At 69.0% G+C, this 21,228-nt stretch carries 23 protein-coding genes and 3 pseudogenes; 14 read left to right on the top strand and 12 right to left on the bottom strand.

Translation table 11 applies throughout. The features are described from left to right. Nucleotides 1-141 precede the first annotated feature (141 nt). On the bottom strand, nucleotides 142-393 hold the full coding sequence (locus ACHMW8_RS00780; protein ID WP_066685884.1) for an AlpA family transcriptional regulator: 252 nt from the start codon (nucleotides 391-393) through the stop codon (nucleotides 142-144). A gap of 235 nt (nucleotides 394-628) precedes the next feature. Between ACHMW8_RS00780 and ACHMW8_RS00775 the strand changes: the two genes are divergently transcribed. Continuing rightward, nucleotides 629-940, top strand: a complete 312-nt coding sequence (locus tag ACHMW8_RS00775) for an AlpA family transcriptional regulator (protein ID WP_231732078.1) — start codon at nucleotides 629-631, stop codon at nucleotides 938-940. A gap of 8 nt (nucleotides 941-948) precedes the next feature. Here ACHMW8_RS00775 and ACHMW8_RS00770 read toward each other — a convergent pair whose 3' ends face one another. Continuing rightward, entirely contained in the window at nucleotides 949-1,227 is a 279-nt protein-coding gene (locus ACHMW8_RS00770; RefSeq protein WP_066685885.1) for a DNA -binding domain-containing protein, read from the bottom strand. Nucleotides 1,228-1,301: 74 nt separating this feature from the next. On the opposite strand from ACHMW8_RS00770, the pseudogene ACHMW8_RS00765 reads away from it, so the two are divergent. Further along, nucleotides 1,302-2,309, top strand: a pseudogene (locus ACHMW8_RS00765) (DUF2285 domain-containing protein). Between the two features lie 137 nt (nucleotides 2,310-2,446). Further along, nucleotides 2,447-2,836, top strand: a complete 390-nt coding sequence (locus tag ACHMW8_RS00760) for a transcriptional regulator domain-containing protein (protein WP_365874468.1) — start codon at nucleotides 2,447-2,449, stop codon at nucleotides 2,834-2,836. Here the strand turns inward: ACHMW8_RS00760 and ACHMW8_RS00755 are convergent. Then, nucleotides 2,730-3,209, bottom strand: coding sequence for an XRE family transcriptional regulator (locus ACHMW8_RS00755; RefSeq protein ID WP_395444497.1), 480 nt, complete (start codon nucleotides 3,207-3,209; stop codon nucleotides 2,730-2,732). The genes ACHMW8_RS00760 and ACHMW8_RS00755 overlap by 107 nt on opposite strands. A gap of 348 nt (nucleotides 3,210-3,557) precedes the next feature. Here ACHMW8_RS00755 and ACHMW8_RS00750 point away from each other — a divergent pair. The 5 genes and pseudogenes from ACHMW8_RS00750 (at nucleotide 3,558) to ACHMW8_RS00730 (ending at nucleotide 7,110) form a co-directional block, all read left to right on the top strand. Next, nucleotides 3,558-4,218, top strand: a pseudogene (locus ACHMW8_RS00750) (GntR family transcriptional regulator). A gap of 67 nt (nucleotides 4,219-4,285) precedes the next feature. Beyond that, nucleotides 4,286-4,405, top strand: a complete 120-nt coding sequence (locus tag ACHMW8_RS00745; RefSeq protein WP_082769428.1) for a hypothetical protein — start codon at nucleotides 4,286-4,288, stop codon at nucleotides 4,403-4,405. Between the two features lie 115 nt (nucleotides 4,406-4,520). After that, a complete protein-coding gene (locus ACHMW8_RS00740) occupies nucleotides 4,521-4,640 on the top strand; it encodes a hypothetical protein (RefSeq protein WP_137803582.1) in 120 nt (39 codons plus the stop codon). Between the two features lie 62 nt (nucleotides 4,641-4,702). Then, nucleotides 4,703-5,356, top strand: a complete 654-nt coding sequence (locus tag ACHMW8_RS00735) for a lasso peptide biosynthesis B2 protein (protein WP_171012842.1) — start codon at nucleotides 4,703-4,705, stop codon at nucleotides 5,354-5,356. Next, a complete protein-coding gene (locus ACHMW8_RS00730) occupies nucleotides 5,353-7,110 on the top strand; it encodes a lasso peptide isopeptide bond-forming cyclase (protein WP_066685995.1) in 1,758 nt (585 codons plus the stop codon). Before ACHMW8_RS00735 ends, ACHMW8_RS00730 begins: the two co-directional genes overlap by 4 nt. Here ACHMW8_RS00730 and ACHMW8_RS00725 read toward each other — a convergent pair. The 4 genes and pseudogenes from ACHMW8_RS00725 to ACHMW8_RS00710 all read right to left on the bottom strand — a co-directional run bounded on the left by ACHMW8_RS00725 (nucleotide 7,097) and on the right by ACHMW8_RS00710 (nucleotide 14,448). Further along, on the bottom strand, nucleotides 7,097-9,586 hold the full coding sequence (locus ACHMW8_RS00725; protein ID WP_099538413.1) for a prolyl oligopeptidase family serine peptidase: 2,490 nt from the start codon (nucleotides 9,584-9,586) through the stop codon (nucleotides 7,097-7,099). The genes ACHMW8_RS00730 and ACHMW8_RS00725 overlap by 14 nt on opposite strands. Before the next feature lie 48 nt (nucleotides 9,587-9,634). Beyond that, a pseudogene (locus ACHMW8_RS00720) lies at nucleotides 9,635-12,724 on the bottom strand (TonB-dependent receptor). A 122-nt stretch (nucleotides 12,725-12,846) separates the two neighbouring features. After that, a complete protein-coding gene (locus ACHMW8_RS00715) occupies nucleotides 12,847-13,908 on the bottom strand; it encodes a FecR family protein (RefSeq protein ID WP_066686001.1) in 1,062 nt (353 codons plus the stop codon). A gap of 12 nt (nucleotides 13,909-13,920) precedes the next feature. Further along, a complete protein-coding gene (locus ACHMW8_RS00710; protein ID WP_082769633.1) occupies nucleotides 13,921-14,448 on the bottom strand; it encodes an RNA polymerase sigma factor in 528 nt (175 codons plus the stop codon). 131 nt (nucleotides 14,449-14,579) lie between these two features. Here ACHMW8_RS00710 and ACHMW8_RS00705 point away from each other — a divergent pair, with 131 nt between their 5' ends. The 6 genes from ACHMW8_RS00705 (at nucleotide 14,580) to ACHMW8_RS00680 (ending at nucleotide 18,970) form a co-directional block, all read left to right on the top strand. Next, a complete protein-coding gene (locus ACHMW8_RS00705; RefSeq protein WP_082769634.1) occupies nucleotides 14,580-14,789 on the top strand; it encodes a helix-turn-helix domain-containing protein in 210 nt (69 codons plus the stop codon). A 77-nt stretch (nucleotides 14,790-14,866) separates the two neighbouring features. Further along, nucleotides 14,867-15,097: a helix-turn-helix domain-containing protein gene (locus ACHMW8_RS00700; protein ID WP_066686015.1), complete on the top strand. Its 231-nt coding sequence runs from the start codon at nucleotides 14,867-14,869 to the stop codon at nucleotides 15,095-15,097. A gap of 298 nt (nucleotides 15,098-15,395) precedes the next feature. Beyond that, on the top strand, nucleotides 15,396-15,962 hold the full coding sequence (locus ACHMW8_RS00695) for a hypothetical protein (RefSeq protein ID WP_066686005.1): 567 nt from the start codon (nucleotides 15,396-15,398) through the stop codon (nucleotides 15,960-15,962). Continuing rightward, nucleotides 15,959-17,335: a 7-cyano-7-deazaguanine synthase gene (locus ACHMW8_RS00690; protein ID WP_066686007.1), complete on the top strand. Its 1,377-nt coding sequence runs from the start codon at nucleotides 15,959-15,961 to the stop codon at nucleotides 17,333-17,335. The genes ACHMW8_RS00695 and ACHMW8_RS00690 overlap by 4 nt, the downstream gene beginning before the upstream one ends. After that, nucleotides 17,332-18,501 (top strand): XRE family transcriptional regulator, encoded by a 1,170-nt coding sequence (locus ACHMW8_RS00685; RefSeq protein WP_066686011.1) that lies wholly within the window; start codon nucleotides 17,332-17,334, stop codon nucleotides 18,499-18,501. The genes ACHMW8_RS00690 and ACHMW8_RS00685 overlap by 4 nt, the downstream gene beginning before the upstream one ends. Nucleotides 18,502-18,508: 7 nt before the next feature. Next, a complete protein-coding gene (locus ACHMW8_RS00680; protein ID WP_395444496.1) occupies nucleotides 18,509-18,970 on the top strand; it encodes a hypothetical protein in 462 nt (153 codons plus the stop codon). A gap of 177 nt (nucleotides 18,971-19,147) precedes the next feature. Here ACHMW8_RS00680 and ACHMW8_RS00675 read toward each other — a convergent pair whose 3' ends face one another. The 5 genes from ACHMW8_RS00675 to ACHMW8_RS00655 all read right to left on the bottom strand — a co-directional run bounded on the left by ACHMW8_RS00675 (nucleotide 19,148) and on the right by ACHMW8_RS00655 (nucleotide 21,226). Continuing rightward, nucleotides 19,148-19,729, bottom strand: a complete 582-nt coding sequence (locus ACHMW8_RS00675) for an alpha-ketoglutarate-dependent dioxygenase AlkB (protein WP_171012841.1) — start codon at nucleotides 19,727-19,729, stop codon at nucleotides 19,148-19,150. Between the two features lie 5 nt (nucleotides 19,730-19,734). Continuing rightward, nucleotides 19,735-20,121: a hypothetical protein gene (locus ACHMW8_RS00670; protein WP_099538416.1), complete on the bottom strand. Its 387-nt coding sequence runs from the start codon at nucleotides 20,119-20,121 to the stop codon at nucleotides 19,735-19,737. Then, nucleotides 20,114-20,407, bottom strand: a complete 294-nt coding sequence (locus tag ACHMW8_RS00665) for a hypothetical protein (protein WP_099538417.1) — start codon at nucleotides 20,405-20,407, stop codon at nucleotides 20,114-20,116. Before ACHMW8_RS00665 ends, ACHMW8_RS00670 begins: the two co-directional genes overlap by 8 nt. A 3-nt stretch (nucleotides 20,408-20,410) precedes the next feature. Further along, nucleotides 20,411-20,731 (bottom strand): hypothetical protein, encoded by a 321-nt coding sequence (locus ACHMW8_RS00660; RefSeq protein ID WP_099538418.1) that lies wholly within the window; start codon nucleotides 20,729-20,731, stop codon nucleotides 20,411-20,413. A 99-nt stretch (nucleotides 20,732-20,830) separates the two neighbouring features. Further along, nucleotides 20,831-21,226 carry a thermonuclease family protein gene (locus ACHMW8_RS00655; protein WP_099538419.1) on the bottom strand — a complete coding sequence of 132 codons (396 nt, stop codon included), beginning with the start codon at nucleotides 21,224-21,226 and terminating at the stop codon, nucleotides 20,831-20,833. Nucleotides 21,227-21,228: the final 2 nt, after the last annotated feature.

The raw sequence follows: 21,228 nt of genomic DNA, 5'->3' as shown, positions 1-21,228 counted from the left end.
TGAAACACCATCTTCAGCGCCGTCCGCCGCAAAGACAATGATCCACATCAACCGCGCGCGCGGACGCGCCGTCGTTGACCACGTCCGCCGCCGCCCGTCAGCCTCGTCGAACGGCCCGCCTCAAGGCCGGTGGTCCCGATGCTAGCGAAATGGGAGGGGTTCGCCATCGGATCGCAGGCGGCGGCGTCCCACGACCTTGGCGTCGTCGCAGCTGACGAGATTCCGCCGGTCCCAGGCGTCCAATTCCTCGATCGGATAGAGCACGGCCTTGCCGATTTTGACAAAGGGAGGGCCGATGCGTTGGGCGCGCCAATTTTCGAGGGTGCCGATCGAGACCTCGCCGCGATAGCGCTCGGCGACCTCCTCGGTGGTCAGGAACTTCTCGTCGGCCATGAGGTCGGCTCCCGGCGCCCGGCGCCGGCGCCCACCGGATCGGGGCCGTCCATTCACGTGGGCTCATGGGCCTTCACCTTGGCGCGGCGGGGCGTTCAAGCAACCCGGCCCGGGGCAAGACCGGGACCAGGCGATGTCGATAGCGCCCAGCGCGTACGAAAAGCGGAGTTGGCGATACGAGGGCGGGCGGAGTCAGATCGTGGCGGGCGGCCGGTAGGGTAACGGCCGTCGCCAGATGTCTTGCAAGACGAGCCGCTTCCGGTTCGCCAGTCACGAGTCCCACACGCACTATGAACTGCTCCCGCCACCCCGGCTGCTCTACACGAAGGAGGCGGCGCGCTTCGTCAGCCTCTCGCCAAGGACCATGGAAAAGCATCGCTCCTACCGAACGGGGCCAGCCTATTCGAAGCTCGGCGGCAGGGTCGTTTACCGCATCGCGGATCTGCAGACATGGGTCGCGCTCGGCGCCCGGACCTCAACCAGCGACGTCGGCGTGGGGGTCGTTTATCCGGCCAAGGCGCGCTTCCGAACAGAGGGCGGCGCCTAGCGCCTCCACTAGGCTTGGCCCGTCTTGGCCGTGAGGAGGTCCTTGTAGCCGGTCGTCGTCATCCACTCGGCCCGCTTCAAGTGCGTCTCCCAGCAGGCGCGGGCCGAGGCCTCATCCTGGGCGGCGTCGCGGTGCAGCACCAAGAGCGCGACTTCGCGCCAGTCAGCCTCGTCCCGGCGGGCGTCGAGCAGGCGCAGGTAGACGACCAGATGCTGTAGGTCGTAGTCCGTCAGGCTCTCGGACCAGGGCGCCAGGTCGGCGATCTCAGGATCGAGCACGGGCGCCATGCGCGTCCTCCGTCTGGTCTTCGTCTTCGTCTGGACGGTCCCGCCACAGCGTGTCGGGGCCGTCCAACCCGGCGATGAATGACCCGGCTTCCGCCCAGGCGCAACCGGCGCCGACGCCGGCCGCCCCTCGACAGCCCTTGGACCTTTGGCCAGACTTTTAGTCCTGCGCCATGATGAGCGGGTCGCCATGTCGGCGGATCGGACGCCATTGCCGCCCTGGAGGTCCCAAGAGGCCTATCGCCCCCCTGCTCGCGGCCGACCCGTCGGTGTGGGCCTGGGAATTTGGGCGACGACAGGCCGTGGCCGAGGCGCAGGATCTGGCCGGCGTCGTCCCGGGTCTCTGTTTCGTGGGCGAAGGCCCAGGCGCCGACCCGGTTCCTACGGTGCTTTGGCGCTGGCAAGCCGACAGTTCGGTGCCGGTGCTGAGCCTGACACCGGCGATGGTCGAGGATCCAGACGCCCTCGATCTGCGCGGGCTCGACTTGGCCGTCATCGTGGTGCGCACGCAGGATGGCCATCAACACGTGATGGTCAGCGACGGCGCGCGGCGTCTTCGCTTCGCCGTGGCCGACGGCGACGTCCTGGCCGGACCCGTGCGTTGCCGGTTCCATCTGCCCGCCTATAGCGTCGGCGTGGCGTCGATGGACGGCCTGCGTTCGCTGATCGCGTTGCGCGACACCGGACGACTGTCATCGGTTGGACGAGGTTCGCGCTCGAAGGCCACGCGCTGGGTTCAAATGCTTCGGGCGCACGACGCCCGGCGCGCGGGGGCCAGCCAGCGCGACATCGCCATGCTGCTGTTCGGGGAGGCCCGGGTTCACGAGGATTGGGGCGGCCGATCCGACTATATGCGCATGCGCGTCCAGCGCTTGCTGCGCGCCGCCGAGGATCTCGTCGCGGGCGGCTACCGCGCGCTCTGCGGCCTGCGGCCGGCCCGCACCGATCCGCCCAAGACCGTCGAGGTCTGGCGCTCCGCCGGCTGGAGAGGCGGGAGCGCGGTCATGCTGCTGCTGTCCGGATCTTTCCTGGGGACATCGTGTGCGCTGACGGGAGATCTGCACGGCCTGTGCCGGCTTTGGTAGACGTCGTGCAGGAAACCGGTAGGCGTGGACGGGAATTCGGCGCGGACCGCACGACGGCGCCAATTTTCCGGCGCGACCGCCGAGCCTCGCGGCGCCGGTGATTCCGGGGCGAGCGGATCAGGCGCTTCAATAAAGCCATGGCCAAGCCCCTCGTCGCCGCCGTCCCGCCCCCGCTCGTCCCGGAATCCGTGGAACCAGCCGGCGTCGCCCTGTGCCTGGCGCGTCTGGCCTGGGAGTTCCTGCGACGAAATCCTCGCTACCGCGCGGACTATGCGCGCCTGCGAGCTGGCGCGATGGAGACCCTGCCCGGGCACTGGGGCTTGCGGGCGCCGGTCGATCCGGACGCGGTCGACATCGCCGTCGATGCGATCTGGCGCGGCCCACCAATCCTCGACGTTCCCCGCCAGCGGCGGGCCAGGACTATTCGTCCGGTGGCAGCATCCTTGGCAGATTCTCCGCCAACCAGCGCTCGGTGTTCTCGTCCCGCTTGTCCAGATGATCCTCGAGACTGTCGAACGGGCGCTTGAACGCCTCGATCAGGATGGCCGGGCCGATGTGGGTCATCCGGTCTCCGACCTTGTCGCTGAACCGACGGAACGAGGCCAATTGAATGGAGACGATCTTATTGTCCATGCTGCGCAGGGCGTGGTCAGGCGAGCCGAGCATCAGCGTGTCCATGATGCCGGCCGGATCGCTGTCGGTGGCCTCGCCGAACCGCCAGATCTTGGCGATGTCCAGCGGACCCTGGCCAGCTTCGAAGCTGTGATAGCTGCGCAGCGGCATGCCCATGGCGTCGGCGACCGCGCGGGCGCTCATGTGGCGCAAGCCGCGGATCAGTTTCAGGGTCTTTGACAGGAGCTGGCGCTGACGCTCCAGGTCCTCGGATGCGCGTTTGACCAAAGCTGTACTCGACACTGGCTACAGACATGAGTCCTCACGCGAACCCATGGTCAAAGCACAACCCTACGTATTCCGGGCTGTTGGGCCACATTTAATGTCGCCTGGCCGACCACCAAGCGTGTTCATCCGTGTCCGTGCGAATTTTCCGGAAGGCCGTACCGGATTCCTGCACGGTTCATGCAGACTGGCGGTTCGGCGGCGAACCAGAGGGCGGCCCGACGTCGAAAAACGGCGTCAAACGCTGGAAGTCGCCGAGAAATGCGCTCGCCGACGTGTTCGCCCGCGTCGAAGGGTCGACCCGTCGCCGTCAGAGTTGAAACTGGCGAGGCGGCATCGCGGACCAAGACCTTGCCTCCATCGCGCGACTCCTTCGGCCTGGCGCTGGGCGCTTTGCGACGTCGTCTTCGCCTGGGCGTGGACGCGCCCGGCGCGGCCCTGCCCATCAACCTGATCGCGGCGGAGCTGCGCCTGTCCTCGACACCGGTGCGCGAGGCGCTATCGCGATTGGCGGGCGAAGATCTCGTCGAGAAACGGGGGACCGGCCTACACCCGGCCCCACCTCGACGGCCCGGCCTTGGCCGAACTCTACCACCTGCGCCTGCTCTATCTGGCCGCGGCCCTGGCGCCGGACGCCGAGCGGCGCGCCAAGCATCGTCAATGGCCGCCCCGCGCGCCCTTTCGCTTCGCCGCCGATCTCGCCGAGCCCGCCCATGACCCCGCCGCGATCCTCGAGGCGCTGTTCCTCGAAATTGTGCTGGGGGCAGACGACCTGATGCTCGCCCAGGCCTATCAGCGCACCGCCGAACGGCTGGCGCCATTCCAGCCGATCGAGGCCCAACTGTTCGCCGATCTGTCGGCCGAGGCCCTGGGCGTCGTGTCGGCTTTCGAGACCGGTAACGGGGCGGCGCTGAGGAGTGCGGTGCGCTCACACCACCGTCGGCGGATGGGCGCCGCCCACGCCATCGCCCGCCTGGCTGGGGGCGGAAAATATCGACCGGATATCGTTTGAATATCAAACAGGCGGGGCGCTGGCTTGAGAGGCCGCGATCGGCGGCGTTTCGAAAAAGGAGCCTGCCATGACCTCCATTACCCCCCGTCTCATCCTGCTGCGCCTGGGCGCCGCCAAGGCCCTGACCCTGTCCATCGAGGAGGGCACGATCAAGGAAGCCGGCAGCAGCCAGTACTACTTCGTCTGACCCGGCCGCGGCGACGCGCCCGGTCGCGCCGCCCATCGCCTCGTCGGCGTTCCTGCCGGCGAGATCCGTAACGCCGCCGCGTCTTTGATGCGGCCCCACAGCGAAAGTCAAAACCATGTCCAACTCCACCACGACCCTTCGGGTGATCCGCCTCGGCGGCGCGCTCGATCTGACCCGCTCGGTCGACGACGAGGGCCTGCGCGAGCCGATGCAACCCCAGCTCGCTTGGTTCTGAGCGATCGGTCCTGCCGCGCGGCCGCCGCGCCGCGCGACAGGGCAATCGGCTGGGAGGCCGCGATGGCGCTGTGGTTGGCCCGCGATGTTCATGCTGCGGCGATCGACGAGGACATCGTCTTTCTCGATGTCGCCGCCGACGCCTACCTCTGCCTCGTCCAGGCCAGCTTGCTGGTGGCGTTGGACGACGGCGGCGCGGTGAGCCCGCGCGACGAGACGTCCGCCCAGACCTTGATCGAGGCGGGCCTGGTGACGCACACGCCCAGGCTGGCGGTCCGGGCGATCCCGCCCAAACCCACCCTCGATCTGCGCGGCGCCGCCCGCCGTCCACGCCCGCGCGAAATCGCCGCCGGCCTGCTCGCCAGCGGCGCGGCGGCGCGCGATTTCCGTCGCCTCGACTTCGCGCGGATCCTGGAGCGCGCGCGGCGCGGCCGCCAGCCCGGCGCGACGTCGCACGACGCCGCCCACCATGAAGCCGTGCTGGACGCCGCCGCCGTCTTCGCGGTCCTGCGGCCCTGGTCGCCGGTCGGCGGCGCCTGCCTCAAGCGCAGTTATCAGCTCCTGGGCTATCTGCGGCGCCTCGGGCTCGACGCCGACTGGGTGATTGGCGTGCGGACCTGGCCGTTCATGGCTCACTGCTGGCTGCAGTCCGGGCCGGTGGCGCTGGACGACGATGTCGAACGCCTCATCGCCTACACCCCGATCCTGGCGGTCTGATGGGCGAGTATCTCGCCATGGTCTGGCCCCGAGGCGTGCCGAGCCAGGCGGCCGAGGCCAAGCGCGCCGCGATCGAGGCCGAGGGGGACTGGACCCTGGCCCATCGCGCCCACGAGATCGCCGTCTACGTCCGCGGCGCCCGCCCGCCGGTCGTCCGGGCCGTGCCAAACCAGGGCGGGGCCGTGATCGGCGACCTCTTCGACACCGCCGCGACCCGCGAGGGCCGCGCGCAGGATTTCCCGCTTCACCTGATGGTCGGCGTGGCGCCTGCCGACGCCGCGCGGCTCCTGATCCGCCATGCCTGGGGGCGCTACGTGGCGATCCTCAAGGCGGGCGATGCGCCGCCCACGCTGTTGCGCGATCCGACCGGGGCGCTGGACTGCCTGACCTGGGTTCGCGACGAGGTGACGTTCATCGCCTCGATCCCGCCCGCTCAGGGCCCGTGCGCGCCCGAGGGGCTGGCGGTCGACTGGACCAAGGTCGGCGACCTCCTGGCCCGCGGCAATCTCTGGAGCGAGATCTGCCCCTTGGCGGGCGTGGTCGCCATCGGCCCCGGCACGATGCGGGCGGGCTGGGACGCGAGCCAGGCGACCCGGCTGTGGCGACCGGCCGATCACGCGCGGCCATCTCGAACCTGGCTCGATCCCAAGGGCCTGGCCGATCTGGTCGACGCCTGCGTGGCGGCCCTGGCCAAGGATCGTTCCTCCATCCTGCTGGAAATCTCCGGCGGCCTGGATTCGGCGATCGTCGCCGCCAGCCTCACCCGCTGCGGCGCGCCGGTGGTCGCGGCGATCAACGCCTACTGGCCGCAGCGCGAAGGCGACGAGCGGGCCTGGGCCCAGCGCATCGCCGATCGCTTCGGCTTTCCGTTGGTGACCAGTTTGCGGGGCCTGATGGCGGTGGACGGGGCCGTGCTGGATCAGACCGCCGGCGCCGGTCGGCCGGGCCTCAACGCCCAGGACCCCGACCTCGATCGTGACCTGGCCGAGCAGTTGCGCAAGGTCGGGGCGCAGGCGTTGTTCACGGGACAGGGCGGGGACGGCGTCTTCTACCAGATGGGACATCCGGCCCTGGCGGCCGACATCCTCCAGGGACGCCCCACGCCGGCTGGTCGCGCGGCGTCCCTGGCCATGCTGGCCCGGCGCACCCGCACCACGGTGTGGTCATTGATGGCGCGCGCGATGCAGCCCTTGGCGCGCTTGTCCCCGGGGATCCCGCCGCCGAGCTTCCTGGCCGACGGCGTGGCCTTGCCGCCGCCGCATCCCTGGGTGGCTGACCATCGCGGCGTCAGTCCGGCCAAGCGCATCCAGATCCGCGGCCTGACCAACATCCAAACCGCCTACGGCGACAGTCTGCGAGGCCGGGCCGCCGACCTGATCCATCCCCTGATGGCCCAGCCGATCATCGAGGCGTGCCTTTCCATCCCCGCGCCGATCCTGGCGCTCGGCGCGGTCGACCGGCCGTTCGCCCGAGCGGCCTTCGCCGATCGCCTGCCGCCCGAGAGCCTGAAGCGCCGCTCCAAGGGCGACGTCACGGTGTTCTTCTCCAAGAGCCTGGCCGCCAGCCTGCCTGCCCTGCGGCCGTTCCTGCTCGACGGGCGGCTGGCGGCCAAGGGCCTGATCGACAGCGACCGGCTCGAACCCCTGCTGCATCGCGAGCCGATGATCTGGCGCGATTGCGTGGGCGAGGTGATGCTGGCCGCGACGGTCGAAGCCTGGGTCCGGGCGTGGGAACGGAAGATCACGACGGTCTAGCCGGTGCGCCGCCGGCGTTCGGACTGGTCGCGCCGTCGCCGATCCGTTCGTTCAGGAAGTCGAGCACGCGGCGATACTCGTCGGCGATGTTGCCGGGCGTCAGCACGACGTGGCCTTCGCCATGATAGGTCAGCAGCATCGCATCCTTGTCCTGCCGGAAGAGCGCCCCGAACATGGTCAGGGCCTGGGCCGGATCGCCGTCGAGGTCGCCCATGATCAACATGACCGGCGCGGTGATCTTGTCGGCGAAGAGGACGGGGCTATTGCGCAGGTAGCGTTGCGGATCGCGCCAGGGCGGCGCGCCCATCCGTCCCTGGCCCAGCTCGGCCCAGCCGGCGTCGCCCATCAGGCTCACCCCGGCCTCGGGCAGCACCGTCGCCGACAAGCTCTTGCGGGTGTAGTGGCCGATCAGGTCGGCGGAGAAGGCGCTGGCGACCACGGCCTTGAAGCGCGGGCTCTGGGTCGCGGCGGTCAGCACGGTGTAGCCCCCGTAGCTGTGGCCCATCAGGGCCAGGCGGCCGGCGTCGATCGCCGGTTCCTGGGCCGCCGCCGCATCGACGACGTTCAGGATTTGGTCGGCCAGGCCCTGGGCCGGCTCACGATCCGGATCGATCGGCAGGCTGGGCAGCAGAACCGCGTAACCGGCGCCCGCCAGGATCTGGGCGTTGAGGAACACCTGCCGGGCCGGGGCGCTCTGGCTGGCCGGCGGGCCGGGATAGTCGCGGCCCAGATACGGGATCGTCACCAGCGGCGCCTTGCGGCCGGTCGGCAGATCGGGCGGCAGATAGAGCCAGCTGGTCAGGGCCTGGCCGCGCGGACCCTGGTGCCTGATCGCCAGCGGCCGCGCGAAATCCACCTGCGCCAACTGGACGTTCAAGGTGGCCACGGTCTGGGGCGAACGATCGCGGCGGCGCAGGACCACGCGTTCGACGCCATGCGCGTCACGGCCGAGGCTCGCCACCGCGCCGGCCTGTCCGGCCGCGGCCAGCACGCTCTCGCCTGGCGCGGTGGTCAGACCCAGGCGCCGCAGGCGATGGTCGCGCACTTGGCCGAGGTCCTGGCCGTCCGGGGCCGGCAAAGCCAAGGCCAGGGCCTCGACGGCGGGGCGGTTGTTGAACGCCAGGCGCTCGCCCCCCGTCGCGCCGGGACCAGGAATGCTGGCGCCGCTTCCCAGCAGCTTGGCCCGGCCCTGACCGTCGATCCGCCAGAGCTTGCCGGCCTGGGAGACGATGATGGCGTTCGAGGACGTCGCTTCCAGCGTGCGCGGACCCGGCGGCAGGCCCAGGGTCAGGGGACGGGGGCCCTCCGCCGTCCAGCGCAGCCAGTCGGTCTGTCCCGCCGACGCGCCCGGCGCCCGCGCCAGGATCAGCGGATCCTCGCCCATCCAGTCGGCGCGCGGCACGCGAGAGCCGTAGCGCGTGGTCGCGGCGCTGGTCTGGGCGGCCGGATTCTCCAGGGGCTGCGCGCGCTGGGCCGCGGCGTTCAGGCGCCAGTAGCGCGCCGCCGTCCAGTCGCTCGCGTCGGGCTTGGCGAAGACGAGCAGTTGCAGGCCGCTCGGCGACCAGGCCAGGAGATCGGTGGCGACCTCGCAGGTCGGGCACGGCGACCAGGTCGCGCCGCTGGTCAGATCGACCACCACGACCCGCCGGCGCCGGTAAGGATCGGTGGTGTAGGCCGGGCGCGAGGGATCCGGATGCAGGGTCTCGGCCTCGACGAGCATGGCCGCCCGTCGCCCGCCCGGCGCTACCTCCAGGTCGATGAACGCCCCTTGCGCCAGAACGCGGCCCTGGCCGGTGGTCGCGTCGACCGCCACCAACCGTCCCGGCGCGGCCGAGGGCGTGCGCTCAAGATAGCGGCCGGCCCCGAGCAGGGTCACGCCGGGGCGGCCGTTTTGCGTTTCCCGCCATTTGTCGATCAGGCGGTCTTGCGTCTGGGCGCCGGTGAGCGCGCCCATCGCCGGGGCGTCCGGGTCCTTGGCCAGGACGACGAGCCGGTCCTCGCCCGCCCACTGCATGGAGCGACCCCAGACGTCGGAAGTCGGGAAAAGCCCCGTCCACATGACCGCCCCCGTCGCCAGGGTGACGATCCCGACTTCGAGGCTGGCGCCGCGCGCCCGGATCACCGCCATCCGCGCCCCCGACGGCGCGAAGGGCCCCGGCGTATAACCATAGGCGCCGAGGCGATCGCCCGCGCCTCCGTCGGCCTCGCCCAGCAACGGGCGGGGCGGACCATCGGTCCGCAGGTCGACCACCGACAACCGCGTGATGGTCATCGGCGTGTCGAACTCCAGCGCCCACGAGGTCGCCGACCGGTACGGGGCGGTGGTCGGGACGACCAGCCAGCGCTGGGAGGGGTCGATGCTCACCGTTCCCAGCCGCTGCTGGTTCAGCAACTGGTCGACGGTGAACGGCGTGGCCTGCGCCGCGCCGGTCCCGAAAAGGGCGCAGGCGAGCAGGCGCGGCGCGAGGCGGCGCATGGGAAAACTCCGGATGACGGGGTTGGGATCAGGGGCGCGGGCGCGCCGCTACCAGGTCTTGGTCAGCTGCAGGGTCACCGTGCGGCCGAGGGGATCGGCGTTGGCCGGGTCGTAGCCGACGCCAAGGTTGGAGTCGTAGAACGGCGGATCGTCGTCCAGCAGGTTCTGGACGTTCAAGGCCAGCGAGAGGCCTCGCATCGGCCCGGTCTTGAAGCCGTAGGTCAGGTTGAGATCGGCGGTGGTCCACGGCTTGATCCGGCCGCCGGTCTCGGTGCGCAGATCACCGACATGGCTGAGCGCCGCCGTGGTGGTCAGGGCGCCGTGGGTCCAGCTGGCGGCGGCCCGCAGGCGCAGGTCCGCGGGCTGGCCGGCGACCCCCGCTTGCTGCACGGCGCGGGCCTGCGGCGTGATCTTGCGCTGGTAGTCGACGAGCCAGGTGACGTCGGCGGTGAGCGCCAGCGGATCCTTGCCGAGCTGGGCGGCGTAGCGCGCCGAGATGTCGAAGCCGCGCACCCGCAGCTGGCCGGTGTTGACCCAGCGCCCATCGATGATCGCCGCGTAGGACTGGGCCGGGAAGATGCCTTGCGCCAGGGAGCGCGGATCGTCGATCAGGGCCTGGATGCGGGCGAGATCGGCGGGGTTGCTGCCCGGCGAGACCAGGCTGACGAACGGGGCGAATTCCGGCGCGGTCAGCACCGTGGAGAGATTGTCCAAGCCGGGCTGGCCGATGCGGTCGGTGAAGCGGGTGTCGAAGCCCGTGACCGACGCCTTGAACCGGGGCCAGCGCGCCGGCGCCAGTTCAAGGGTCAGGGTCTTGGACGTCGCGGTCTCGGGGCGCAGGTCCAGATTGCCGCCGTAGAGGATCATCACGATGGTGTCCTGGCCGTTCCGGGTCAGGGTGGTCGGCGCATAGATCTGCGGCTCGTTCAGCTCGATCAGGGCCGGGGCCCGGAAGGAGGTTCCGTAGCTGGCCTTGACCGTCAGGCCCGCGGCCGGCGACCAGATCACCCCGACCTTCGGGTCGGTGCTGGCGATCTCGCCATAGTCCTCGCGCCGCACGGCCGCCGACAGCTCCAGCCGTTGCAGCCCGGGCCGCACGAAGCCGCCGCCGAAGATCGGCACACGCACTTCGGCGAACGCAGCATCGATCGTGCGGTGGACGTCGCGCCGCGCCACCTCGGTCGGGACAAAGCCCGAGGTCAGGCTGACGCCGCCGGTCTTCAGGGCCTCGCGACGGATCTGGCCGCCGACCGCCAGGCCGACCGCCCCGGCCGGCAGGGTGAAGAGTTCGCCGTCGAGCTTGAGATTGACTGACGCCGTCTCGCCGCGCGTCTTGCGCGTCAGATAGCCGCCGCTGATGAAGTCGAGGACCGTCCTGGGGTTGGAGCCCTGGCCGATGAACGGGTTGAAGAAGCCGTTGGCCGCCGTGCTGAACGGGGTGGCGGCGTTGTTGGCGGTGGTCCCCAGGGCCTCGGACAGGTAGCTGGTGTTGACGAGATTGTCGGTGCGCGAGCGGCCCTGCTCCAGGCCATAGGCGCCGTAGGCGTCCAGCCGCCAGGTCCCCGGCAGACGTTCCTGGCCGCCGAAGCTGAGGCCCAGGGTGTCGGCCACGCCGTTGACCCGCTGGCCGCCCAGTTCATTGAGGAACGAATAGGCGATGCGCTCGGAGGTCTGGCCGGTCGGCGACACGAAATAGGGGTTGTTGCGGTTGACCGTCAGGGTGGGGCTGGAGGCGACGCTGCGGTTGGTGAACCGGCGGCGCGTGGCCCGCGCGTCGGCCGACAGCGACACGCCGGCCGTCAAATCCTGAGCCAAGGCGACATAGAGGCTGTTCGAGGCGTTGGCGCGGCAGCACGTCATAGGCGCCCAGCTGGTTTTCCAGATTGACCGTGCCGGCCTGGAAGCTGGCCGGCGTCAGCCCCGTGCCGTTCTGACCGGCGGGGATCGCATAGGCCGGGACCAGCACCCCGGCGGCGTTGGCGCGCAGGATGGTGCCCGGCATGCCGTAATAGCGGCGATGGTCCGTGCCGCCGAGGGCGCGCAGGTCGGCCTGGCCGGTATAGTCCCGGTCGCGCCCCTTGAGCCGGTCACGGGCGCTGTGCTCGTAGCTGACCACCAGATTGCCGCTGTCCCAGTCGTGGCCGACCGTCTGGCCAAACGACCACTGGCTGGCTCCGCCCTGGGTCGTTCCGCCGACCAGGGCCCGGGTCTCGGCGCCTTCGAAGCGCTTGCGCAGCACGATGTTGACGACGCCGCCGACCGCGTCCGAGCCGTAGAGAGCCGAGGCCCCGTCGAGCAGCACTTCGATGCGCTCGACCGCCGCCATCGGGATCGACGAGACGTCGGCGAAGTCGCCGCGCAGGCCTGTTCCGGCCAGGCGGCGGCCATTGACCAGCACCAGGGTGGCGTCGGTGCCCAGGCCCCGCAGGTTCACCCCGGTGGCCTTGTTGGAATTGGTCCCGGTCGGGTCGGCGCCGGTCGAGCTGGCGTCCTCGTTGCCCAGGCCCCCGAACGCCTGGGGCAAGGCCGAAAGCGCGTCGGCCACGCTGGTGCGGCCGGCCCGGTCCAGGCTCTCGCGATCCAGGATGATCACCGGCGAGGCGCTGTCCTTGGCGCCCGGATATGGCTCCCGACCACGATCTCCGACAGCAGGGTCGGGTCCTCCGGCGCGGCCTGGACCAGCGGCGGGACGGGCGGCGCGTCGGCGTCGGTGTCCTGCGCGCGCGCCGGTCCGGCCGTCGAGATCAGCTGGGCGCGGGCCCGCAACACGAACACCTTGCCGGTCATCCGCTGGACCTCGAGATCGACCCCGACCAGCAGCCGGTCCAGGGCCTGCGCGGCCGTCATCCGTCCGCTGACCGCCGGCCCGCTGCGGCCGGCCACCATCTCGCTGGTGAACAGGATCTGGGTTCCCGTCTGGCGGCCCAGCGCGAACAGCGCCGCGCCCAGCGGTCCCTTGGCCAGGCGCACCTCGACCACGGGATCGGCGGCCTGACTGGCCTTGCTCGACCGGGCGGGCGCGTTGGCCTGGACATCCTCCATTCCCGAGGCGTTTGGGGCCGCCAGGGCTTGTCCGACCCACCCGGTGGCCAGCGTCAGGCAACTGAGCCCCAACAGGCTTTGACGATAAGCGCGCATCGTTCACATCCCCCCGCCGCGCGCACGGGGCCGCCACGATGGCGGTCTCTCGCCGGGGCGCGGCGGGGGTAAGACTCCTGGGAGGGCGTCACACCCTACCGGGATGCGAAAGATTTATGACGTCAAGCGGGGCCGGAGCGTTCGGCGGTCAGTTCGACGCCGCCGTCCGGGCGCGGGACGCTCTTGAGGTCCAGCAAGGCGGCCATCCCCCGGGCGAAGGTCTCGGTGTCGCCGGCGTCGAACTCGCCATTGACCCGCTGGTCCGCCGGCGCCCCGGGACCCAGCACCACCTGGCGACGGCTGTAGCGATTGACCTCCGCCACCGCCTCGGCCAGGGGCACGTCCTTGAAGGTCAGGCGGCCGCTGGTCCAGCCGGTGGCCGCCGCCACGTCGACGGCGACCGGTTTGACCGGCGCGGCGCGGACGACATCGACCCGCTGTCCCGCCGACAGGATCACCGGCGCGGGCCGCGCCGTGTTTTGCGCGCCGGCCTGGCTGACCTGGACGCGGCCCTCGGCCAGGGTCACCCGCACCGCACCGTCGGCCCGATAGACCTCGAACCGCGTGCCGATGGCCCGCACCGCCGTGTCGCCGGCCGTGACGACGAAGGGACGCCCCGCGTCATGGGCGACGACGAACATCGCCTGGCCCTTGTCGAGGATCAGGCTGCGCTGGGCCTTGGACAGCCGCACGCGCACCTGGCTGTTGGTGTTGAGTTCGACCGTCGAGCCATCGGCCAGGCTGATGGCCCGCCGCTCGCCGATCTCGGTCCGATAGGTCTGCTGGCCGGCCTGGCCAAGCAGCACCGCTCCGATCACCGCGGCCGCGGCCAGGGCCGCGCCGACGCCGAGGGTCCGGACGCCGCGGCCTTGGCCGAGGCCTCGCAGCCGCGCGCCGATCCCGCGCGGCCGGCGCGCGGCCGTCTCGGCGATGGCCTGGAGTCTCGGATCGTCGGCCAGGGCCCGCACGCCCGTCGTCAGGGCTTCGATGCGGGTGTAGGCGGCGTCATTGAGGCTGTCTTCGCGCCAGGCGAAGAAGGTCGTCAGGTCGGCGTTGCTGACCCGTTGGGCGCTGAGCTTGGCGTACCAGGCGGCCGCCTCGTCGCGCGCGCGCTTGTCGTCGGCGCTGCGGGGCTCCCCGCCGCCCGGCTGGGCGCTTCTGGCCTGGGTCTTGTCATCGATCATGACGTGATCCGCCTAGCTCCGGATCATGTCGGCGCATCGGGCGATAGCCTGGGTCATTCGCTTTTCCACCGCCTTGACCGAGATGCCGCGCAGCTGCGCGATTTCCCGATAGGTGAGGCCCCTGACATGGTTCAGGGCGAAAACATCGCGCAACTTGGGCGGTAAGGCGAGCAACATCTGTTCGAAAAGGATCGCCTGCTCCTGGCTGGCGTCGATCGTCTGGTCGGCCAGGGTCTTGTGGTCGGGATCGGTGGGGACCTCGCGCGCGCTCCGGCGGAAGCGGCTGGCCGCCAGGTTCAGGGCGATGCGGGCCAGCAGCGACTTGGGACTGCGGACGGGCCGGGGCGGCCGGTAGTCGTGGACCCGCAGCCAGGTGTCCTGGGCGATGTCGTCGGCGTCTTGCGGATAGCGGCGCGCCAGGAGCGCCGTCAGCCAGTCGCGATGGCGCAGATAGGCGTCGGCGAGCGGCGGCGTCCCGCCTTCCGAGGGCTGGGTGTCAGGGGCGGTGATTTGACCATCGAGCGGAGACATAAACCGCATTCCAAGCCGAATGATGCGGGCGGAATCCGGATCGAGCCGTGCCCGCGTGAGCGTCGCGAACGCACGACGATATTCCTCCACTTTACTCATAGTCTATTCACAGTCCAGCGCCGAGCGTGCGCCTTCCGACCATGGATTTTCTGGCCGTGGTGGGAGCGAACGTTCGCACCCTGCGGGAGGCGAGAGGCCTTCCGCAGGACGAACTCGCACACTTGGCCGGTATCCACCCCACCTATCTCTCAGGCGTCGAGACGGGAAAAAGAAATCTTAGCATGAAGGTGCTTGAGCGCTTGGCGTCAGCCCTTCGGGTTCCTGAAACCGATCTTGTAATTCGGCGCTGACGGACGCCCGGTCGCGAAGGGCCGAGACGCTTTTGTGGTCACTTTACTTATAGTCTATTCCGCATCGCGGCGGGATGATGCGCCGTCGGAGCATGGATCTCCGAGTGGTCGTAGGGGCGAATATTCGCGCCTTGCGGGAGGCGCGTGGCGTCCCGCAGGACGAACTCGCCCATGTCGCCGAGATCCATCAGACCTATTTGTCCGGCATAGAGAACGGGAAGCGCAACATCAGCCTGCGTGTCCTTGAGCGGTTGGCGGCCGCCTTGGCTGTGACCGAAGCAGAGCTTGTTCGCCGGAAGGACCGGTAGCGAGAAGTAGGGCGTCTCGCGCGCAATGCGCGCGATCGCGCTCTACGGCACCAGACGCGGCATGCCGCGCTGGCCGCCGCCGAGCCCGCTTCGCGGTCTCGGCCCGTTCGGGTGACGATCGCTGACGCGGAGGTCCGAGCTGTTGGAGGTAATTACAGCCGGTCTGGCTCGTCTTCGATCGTTAGGCGCAGCAGGCCATCAGCCGGTTGATGGGTCTGACAATGTCAGGCGTCGAACGCGGTTCATTTGACATTGTCGGAAGAATCGAGCATTCATCCTGACATTGGAGGATGCCTGCATGAGCGACGGCCCTTACAAGACTTTGAAAATGAGCGCGAAATGGCGAGCGCTAGCGAAGGTTGCCGGCAACGCCGCACATAGTGCAGCAGAGGTGGCTGAGGCCATGCCGGCCGCGTTGGCGGCCGATTGGCGGGAGATCGGGCAACCATTCCTACGTCAAATGCGCGCCGCTCTCGGGGACGACGATCGCGGCGTACTTATTTCCGAGATCGCAAAGCACGAGGTGGCCCGCTTGCGGGTCCAGGCGACAAATCCGATGGAAGCCCTACTCGCGGACAATGCGATGGACGTCTTGCGCGACGGCTACCGGGGTGCAGCTGCGTTCGAGGAGGCGGCTGCCGCGACTATCGCGGAGCGCGCTGATCGCGGCTTGCGGCAAGTCGAGGAACACTACCGTCGCGAAGCCTCCCAGGGTAAGGCGGCGGACATCCGCGGGCGCCTAACCGAGTCGGTTCAGGCGACGGACCTGAAGGGCCTCGCGACTGCCCTGGCCGCGGGAGTTTCCGCCCGTGACTTGACCGTCCCAACTGACAGGTCCGGTCTTGATGAAGGAGTAAGCTTTTGACCGCCCTCGCCATCCGCCTGGTCGACGAGACCATGTTCGTCGACGTCGTCGACGAGGGAGTCCGGGTGCGTGACGAGGCCGAACTCGCCGCGCTAGGCGACGCTATCCGCCTGTCGACTGAGGGGCTGGAAACCTACTTTTTTTCCAAGTGGCGTCCCGAGCTCTTTGATCTTCTCGTCGTCGCAGCGGCGGCGGAATACTGTGACGCCGCCAAGGCGCGCTCGACTGTATCATGGTCCCGGACCTTCGATGTCCGCGTTGCTGTGCACGATGTACAGCTGTGGTCGTCAACAGCAGTCAAATCGGCATTGGAAGGCGCGCTGACCTTCCTCACTGGCGATACCTGGACCTTTAGTTTCGTGGCGCGCCGGCAGAGCGCTCAGGGCATCCGCCAGGCGAGCCTCGAACTGCCGGCTGAGGCTAAGGCCATCATGCCATACAGCGACGGTCTAGATTCTCGGGCTGTCCACGCGATCACCGCTCAGGCTGTCGGCCGCGCCGATCTGGTTCGTGTACGTCTGGGCTCGGTGGGGGTCGACGACCCCCAGCGTGAGCGCCGCCGTGCGGCGTTTACCCTCGTGCCCTACAAGGTCCAGGTTCCGCAGCGTAAGGAATCGTCAGCTCGGTCTCGTGGCTTCAAGTTCGCCGTGGTGACCGGTGTGGCGGCGCAGATCGCCGGTGTGGACCGGATCATCGTTACCGAGAGTGGGCAGGGCTCCTTCGGTCCGATGATGGCCGTTAGCGGCCAGATCTATCCCGACTACCGTGTCCACCCGCTATTCACCACCAGGGTCGAGCGCCTGTTCGAAGCACTGGTTGGCTCGACCGCCCACTATGAATATCCGCGGCTATGGTCCACTAAGGGCGAGACCCTGGCGGAAGCGGCGGCGCTGCCCCACCCACCGTCCTGGTCAGATACTCGCTCCTGCTGGCAACAGTCGCGCCACGCGTCCATCGATGGACGTCGTCGTCAGTGCGGCATCTGCGCGGCGTGTATGCTTCGGCGCATGAGCATGTTCGCCGCCGGATTGGCAGAGCCGGCCGGTGCCTACATCTGGGAAAACCTGTCGGCCTCGACCTTTGAGGCGGGTGCTGTGGAGGGCTTCATCGGGATCACCGACTCCATGCGGGAGCACGCTATTGCAGGCATCCTACACATGGATCACATGGCGGACCTCGCTATCGCGCCGAGCGCGGTGCGCGCCGTACGTCGCGTTGCTCGCGAGACAGCCGAGGTCCTGAACCAGGATCCAGTCGAGATCGAAGGGCGCTTGCGCTCACTCCTTACCCGTCACGCCGCCGAATGGCGCCGGTTCTTGGACTCTCTGGCGCCGGAGTCCTTCGTGCGGGACCTGTCGGTCGTCCCGGCATGACCGAAGCACTTTCCCCAATAGAGGTCGGCGAACGCTTACGGATCGCTCGGGAGGCGGCGAAGGTCACCCAGGCTGCCGCTGCGGCCGCGCTGGAAGTGGCGCGCACCACCGTGGTCGCGATCGAGCAGGGCCAACGTCGCGCCAAGCTGGATGAGCTACAACGCCTGGCCTCGCTCTATGGGATTTCAGTGAACGCCCTGCTGAGGCGGGAGGCTGTCCAAGTCGACCTCAAACCGCGCTTTCGCCGAATGGGGGAGCAGGATGACGGCGTAGAGGGTGCGGTCGCACTCCTAACCACCTTGGTGCAGGCTGAACTGGAACTTGAAGATCTTTTGGGCGTGCGCCGGCCGCGAAACGATCCGCCGGAGCGACCGTTGATGCCGGGTGATGTGGTCCTGCAAGCCGAGCATGACGCAGCAGAGCTGCGTCAGTGGCTGGGGATCGGCCAAGCGCCGGTCTACGACATCGTCTCCTTGCTGGAACTTCAGCTTGGCGTCAGGGTTTTCGTCCGACGCCTTCCCGCCAAAGTGTCGGGCCTCTATGCCTATGACGAGGCGGCCGGGCCTTGCGTTCTCCTAAACGGGGCCCATCCACGCGAACGCCGAGCGCAGACCGGGGCTCACGAACTGGGTCACCTCGTCTCTACTCGACGAGCACCCGATGCTCTCTATGACGGATCGCCCGAAACGAGTCGCGAGGAGCGATACGCGAACGCATTCGCCCGAGCCTTCCTGACTCCCGCCCGCGCAGTCATGGCGATGTTCCGGGACGTTACCGCCGGAAGTTCTCAGTTGACCCGACGCCACGTGATTGTCTTGGCCCACGCGTTCGGCGTAGCTCGCGAAGCCATGGTCCGTCGCTTGGAAGAACTAAGCTTAACCAAAGTCGGGACTTGGGACTGGTTCGAGCACAACGGCGGGATCACCAACGATCAGGCGCGCCAGGTTCTCGGCGAAGCCTGGGGTGCCGACGCGCGCCAGGCCGATGCTGCCCGGCCGGTGTCGTTGCGTCTGGGCATGTTGGCGCGTGAGGCCTGGAGACAGAACCTCCTCAGCGAAGGTCAGCTAGCCGGTTTGCTGCAGCTCGATCGCGTCGAGATCCGCGAGCTGATCGACGCCTTCGAGGACGAGGAGGTCGATGACGCGCCCTCTCGTCCGCTGATCTGAGGCCCGCATGGCCGTCGCGGATGCAAGCGTGTGGATCAATCTCGCTGCCACCGGCTGCGCGGACAAGATTCTTAAACTCTATGGCGGGCCCCTGGAGATCACCCAAACAGCGCTTGCTGAGTTGGAGCGGGGGCGGGCCAAGGGGAGGCAAGCCGCAGACGAAGTTGCGACCCTTCTGCACCTTGGACTGATGCATGTCGTCGACCTCGATCCTCAGGATGCAGATCTGTTCCTGAGCCTGGTGGCCGGCGATGCTGCCCAAACCCTCGACGACGGCGAGGCGGCGACACTCGTCCATGCCCACCGGGTTAGCACCACAGCCTTCATCGATGAGCGCAAAGCGACCTCGCTAGCGGCTGTTCGCTTTCCGGGTCTTTTAGTCGCTTCGACGGTAGATCTCCTTTTGAGCCCGCCGTGCGCGGCGGGCTCGGCGAAGCGGTTCTTGGCGATGCCCTGTATGGCGCTTTGATAGACGCTAAGATGCGGGTCGCGGCGCATCATGCGCCGGAAGTGGTTGCATGTGTGGGTCGTGAGCGCGCGGAATCCTGCTCTAGCCTCCCGGCAAGTGTGAGGCGGGCGCTCAAAGCGGCTGCCACCTGATGTAGCTGACCTACGAGCATGCGGTCGGTGGGTGGCGGATGGCGTTCTAAGTTCGAACTGTGCGGAAGGTCACCGAGTAGCGCAGGACGTCGACCTCCGGGATGCTGTGCTGCCAGTCGCTGCGCGCCGGGCCGCTCATCAGGTAGGCCGAGCGCGGCGCGGCGATGATCGAGGCGCGGTCCCATATGTCGGCGACCTTGCGGCGCAGGCGGAACGTGCAGGGCGACAGTAGCGAGACCCCGGCGATGGCCACGGCCGGCGGCCGGTCGCGATGCCAGCCGATGCCGGCTCCGGGCGCGTATTCGGTGACCAGGGCGTGGCGGAAGCTTTCGACGGACAGGCCGGTGAACGCCGCGACCTTGGTGAGCAGCGGCGTGAGGAAATCCGGAACGCCTTCGCCGGTCTCGACCATGGCGCCGTCGTCGCCGCGTCGCCAACCGAACGCGGCGATGCGCCGGTTGCCCAGGTAGCCCAGATGCTCATAGGGCTTGAAGTCGAGGCCCGCGAACTGGCGGACCAGGGCGCGCTCCTCCTCGGGAGTGATCAGGTCTGGCTGGTAGCGGAAGCCGTCGGGCATCGGTCGGCGCGGGGCCAGCGGCAGGTCGAAGAGACTGGGTTGCAGGTCCATGGCGTTCATCCACCAGCTTGCCGGCCAGGCGGAGCCCAGCCGTAACCGTAGTCGGTGGGGTTCAGGCCGACGTCGAGCAGGAGGGACACGGTCGCCCACCGGCGAGCCTCCGCGTCGCCCGGATCGATCACCCCGGACATCGTCATGATCGGCATGCGGCCGGGGCATCGCGGACAGGGCAGACGGGCCTGGATCTCGGCCATGGTGCAGTTGAGATAACGCCGCGCCCGACCCAGCATCGTGTCCCGGCGCCAGGTCTTGCCCGCGCCACAGTACTGACAGCGAAAGCCGATCTCCCAGCCACGCTCCAGCGCGTCGATCAACCGCGCGCCGGCGAAGGCCGGATCGAGCCGCGCGGCCTTGCGGCGATCGGCATCGCTCGGCTCAGGCATGGGGCGGCGGGTCAAGACGCCGGATGGCGCGCCAGTACGACCAGGGCTTGGCCCTGACGCGCTCCATCTCGAACCAGCCTTCCTCGCCTTCGAATTCCGGCACGTGCTCAGGCGAGACGAAGCCGACCCGCGAATTGCCGCGGCCCGTACCGTCGGGATGCAGGAAGTGCAGGGTCCTGGAGGTCTTGTCCGTGGTGTCGACCCGCACGCGGGTCAGCTTCATCACGCGGCGGTCGCTGCGCGACACCGCCGGCGCGACGTACTGAGAAGGGGGCCGGATCGACATGGCTCAGTCGTAGAGCGAGGCGGCGAAACGGGTCTTCAGGCCCGAGCAGCCGGCCGGTCCAGGCCAGACCTCGAAGCGGCCCTGGCGTCGACCGCAGGGACAGCGCAGCCGATCGGTGAAATTGACGATTGAGAAGTCGCCCAGCCGGCGCTCGAGCCAGGCTGTCGCGTCAAACTCGGCCATCTCGCCGCAGCCGCAGATCGTCCGCAGATGACGGTCGGGCGCGACGCACTCGGCCAGGGTCTCGATGTCGGCCTCGAAGGGAACGTGAACTGAGGCGCAGGCGTGCGGCGTCGCACGCGAAATCGCGGGTTGGGATGGCATAGGGAGCTCCGATGTTCCTTATATGTTCCCCTTGAGGCCGAGAGAGTCAATCGGACTCATCGCGCGCTGGCGTCGCACCTGTGGGTCGCGTGTGGATGACTACGGGCGGTGCCAGGCGCCGCGGTTGGCGCGCCGCGCCTCATCTTCCGCCGCCGCATAGGCGCCCTTGCTGTAGCGCCGGTATTCGGTCGCCAGTCCCGACCGGATCAGGGCCGCGTTAATGTCAGGGGTGGCGTCCGACCAACACCGGCCGACGAACCGGCCATAGCGATCGCGCTCGACAAAGCGACAGCCGACGCGACCGCGCGTCAGGCGGATCAGCTCATCCCGCGCTTCATAGGCCAGCGGCTCGGCCGGAGTTTTGCCGCGCCTAACTTCCGGCGCGTCGACGCCGAACAGGCGCACGCGCTCGGAACCACAGCGCAGGGTGTCGCCGTCGTGAACGTCGGGGGCGTTGCAGGCGATGATGGCGGTGAGCGCGGCGGCGATGATCATGC

It is taken from the genome of Caulobacter sp. UC70_42, assembly GCF_044056025.1.
In the GTDB taxonomy this organism is placed as follows: Bacteria; Pseudomonadota; Alphaproteobacteria; order Caulobacterales; family Caulobacteraceae; genus Caulobacter.
Note: the sequence above shows the minus strand (reverse complement) of the source record. Positions and strands in the feature narration are given on the sequence as shown.

Coding starts and splice junctions, on each gene's coding strand:
- ACHMW8_RS00660 (WP_099538418.1), bottom strand. CDS start 20,731: ATGCCATCCCAACCCGCGATTTCGCGTGCGACGCCGCACGCCTGCGCC.
- ACHMW8_RS00655 (WP_099538419.1), bottom strand. CDS start 21,226: ATGATCATCGCCGCCGCGCTCACCGCCATCATCGCCTGCAACGCCCCC.
- ACHMW8_RS00780 (WP_066685884.1), bottom strand. CDS start 393: ATGGCCGACGAGAAGTTCCTGACCACCGAGGAGGTCGCCGAGCGCTAT.
- ACHMW8_RS00700 (WP_066686015.1), top strand. CDS start 14,867: ATGCGCCGTCGGAGCATGGATCTCCGAGTGGTCGTAGGGGCGAATATT.
- ACHMW8_RS00665 (WP_099538417.1), bottom strand. CDS start 20,407: ATGTCGATCCGGCCCCCTTCTCAGTACGTCGCGCCGGCGGTGTCGCGC.
- ACHMW8_RS00680 (WP_395444496.1), top strand. CDS start 18,509: ATGGCCGTCGCGGATGCAAGCGTGTGGATCAATCTCGCTGCCACCGGC.
- ACHMW8_RS00685 (WP_066686011.1), top strand. CDS start 17,332: ATGACCGAAGCACTTTCCCCAATAGAGGTCGGCGAACGCTTACGGATC.
- ACHMW8_RS00705 (WP_082769634.1), top strand. CDS start 14,580: ATGGATTTTCTGGCCGTGGTGGGAGCGAACGTTCGCACCCTGCGGGAG.
- ACHMW8_RS00675 (WP_171012841.1), bottom strand. CDS start 19,729: ATGGACCTGCAACCCAGTCTCTTCGACCTGCCGCTGGCCCCGCGCCGA.
- ACHMW8_RS00770 (WP_066685885.1), bottom strand. CDS start 1,227: ATGGCGCCCGTGCTCGATCCTGAGATCGCCGACCTGGCGCCCTGGTCC.
- ACHMW8_RS00710 (WP_082769633.1), bottom strand. CDS start 14,448: ATGCGGTTTATGTCTCCGCTCGATGGTCAAATCACCGCCCCTGACACC.
- ACHMW8_RS00695 (WP_066686005.1), top strand. CDS start 15,396: ATGAGCGACGGCCCTTACAAGACTTTGAAAATGAGCGCGAAATGGCGA.
- ACHMW8_RS00670 (WP_099538416.1), bottom strand. CDS start 20,121: ATGCCTGAGCCGAGCGATGCCGATCGCCGCAAGGCCGCGCGGCTCGAT.
- ACHMW8_RS00740 (WP_137803582.1), top strand. CDS start 4,521: ATGTCCAACTCCACCACGACCCTTCGGGTGATCCGCCTCGGCGGCGCG.
- ACHMW8_RS00715 (WP_066686001.1), bottom strand. CDS start 13,908: ATGATCGATGACAAGACCCAGGCCAGAAGCGCCCAGCCGGGCGGCGGG.
- ACHMW8_RS00760 (WP_365874468.1), top strand. CDS start 2,447: ATGGCCAAGCCCCTCGTCGCCGCCGTCCCGCCCCCGCTCGTCCCGGAA.
- ACHMW8_RS00775 (WP_231732078.1), top strand. CDS start 629: ATGTCTTGCAAGACGAGCCGCTTCCGGTTCGCCAGTCACGAGTCCCAC.
- ACHMW8_RS00735 (WP_171012842.1), top strand. CDS start 4,703: ATGGCGCTGTGGTTGGCCCGCGATGTTCATGCTGCGGCGATCGACGAG.
- ACHMW8_RS00745 (WP_082769428.1), top strand. CDS start 4,286: ATGACCTCCATTACCCCCCGTCTCATCCTGCTGCGCCTGGGCGCCGCC.
- ACHMW8_RS00725 (WP_099538413.1), bottom strand. CDS start 9,586: ATGCGCCGCCTCGCGCCGCGCCTGCTCGCCTGCGCCCTTTTCGGGACC.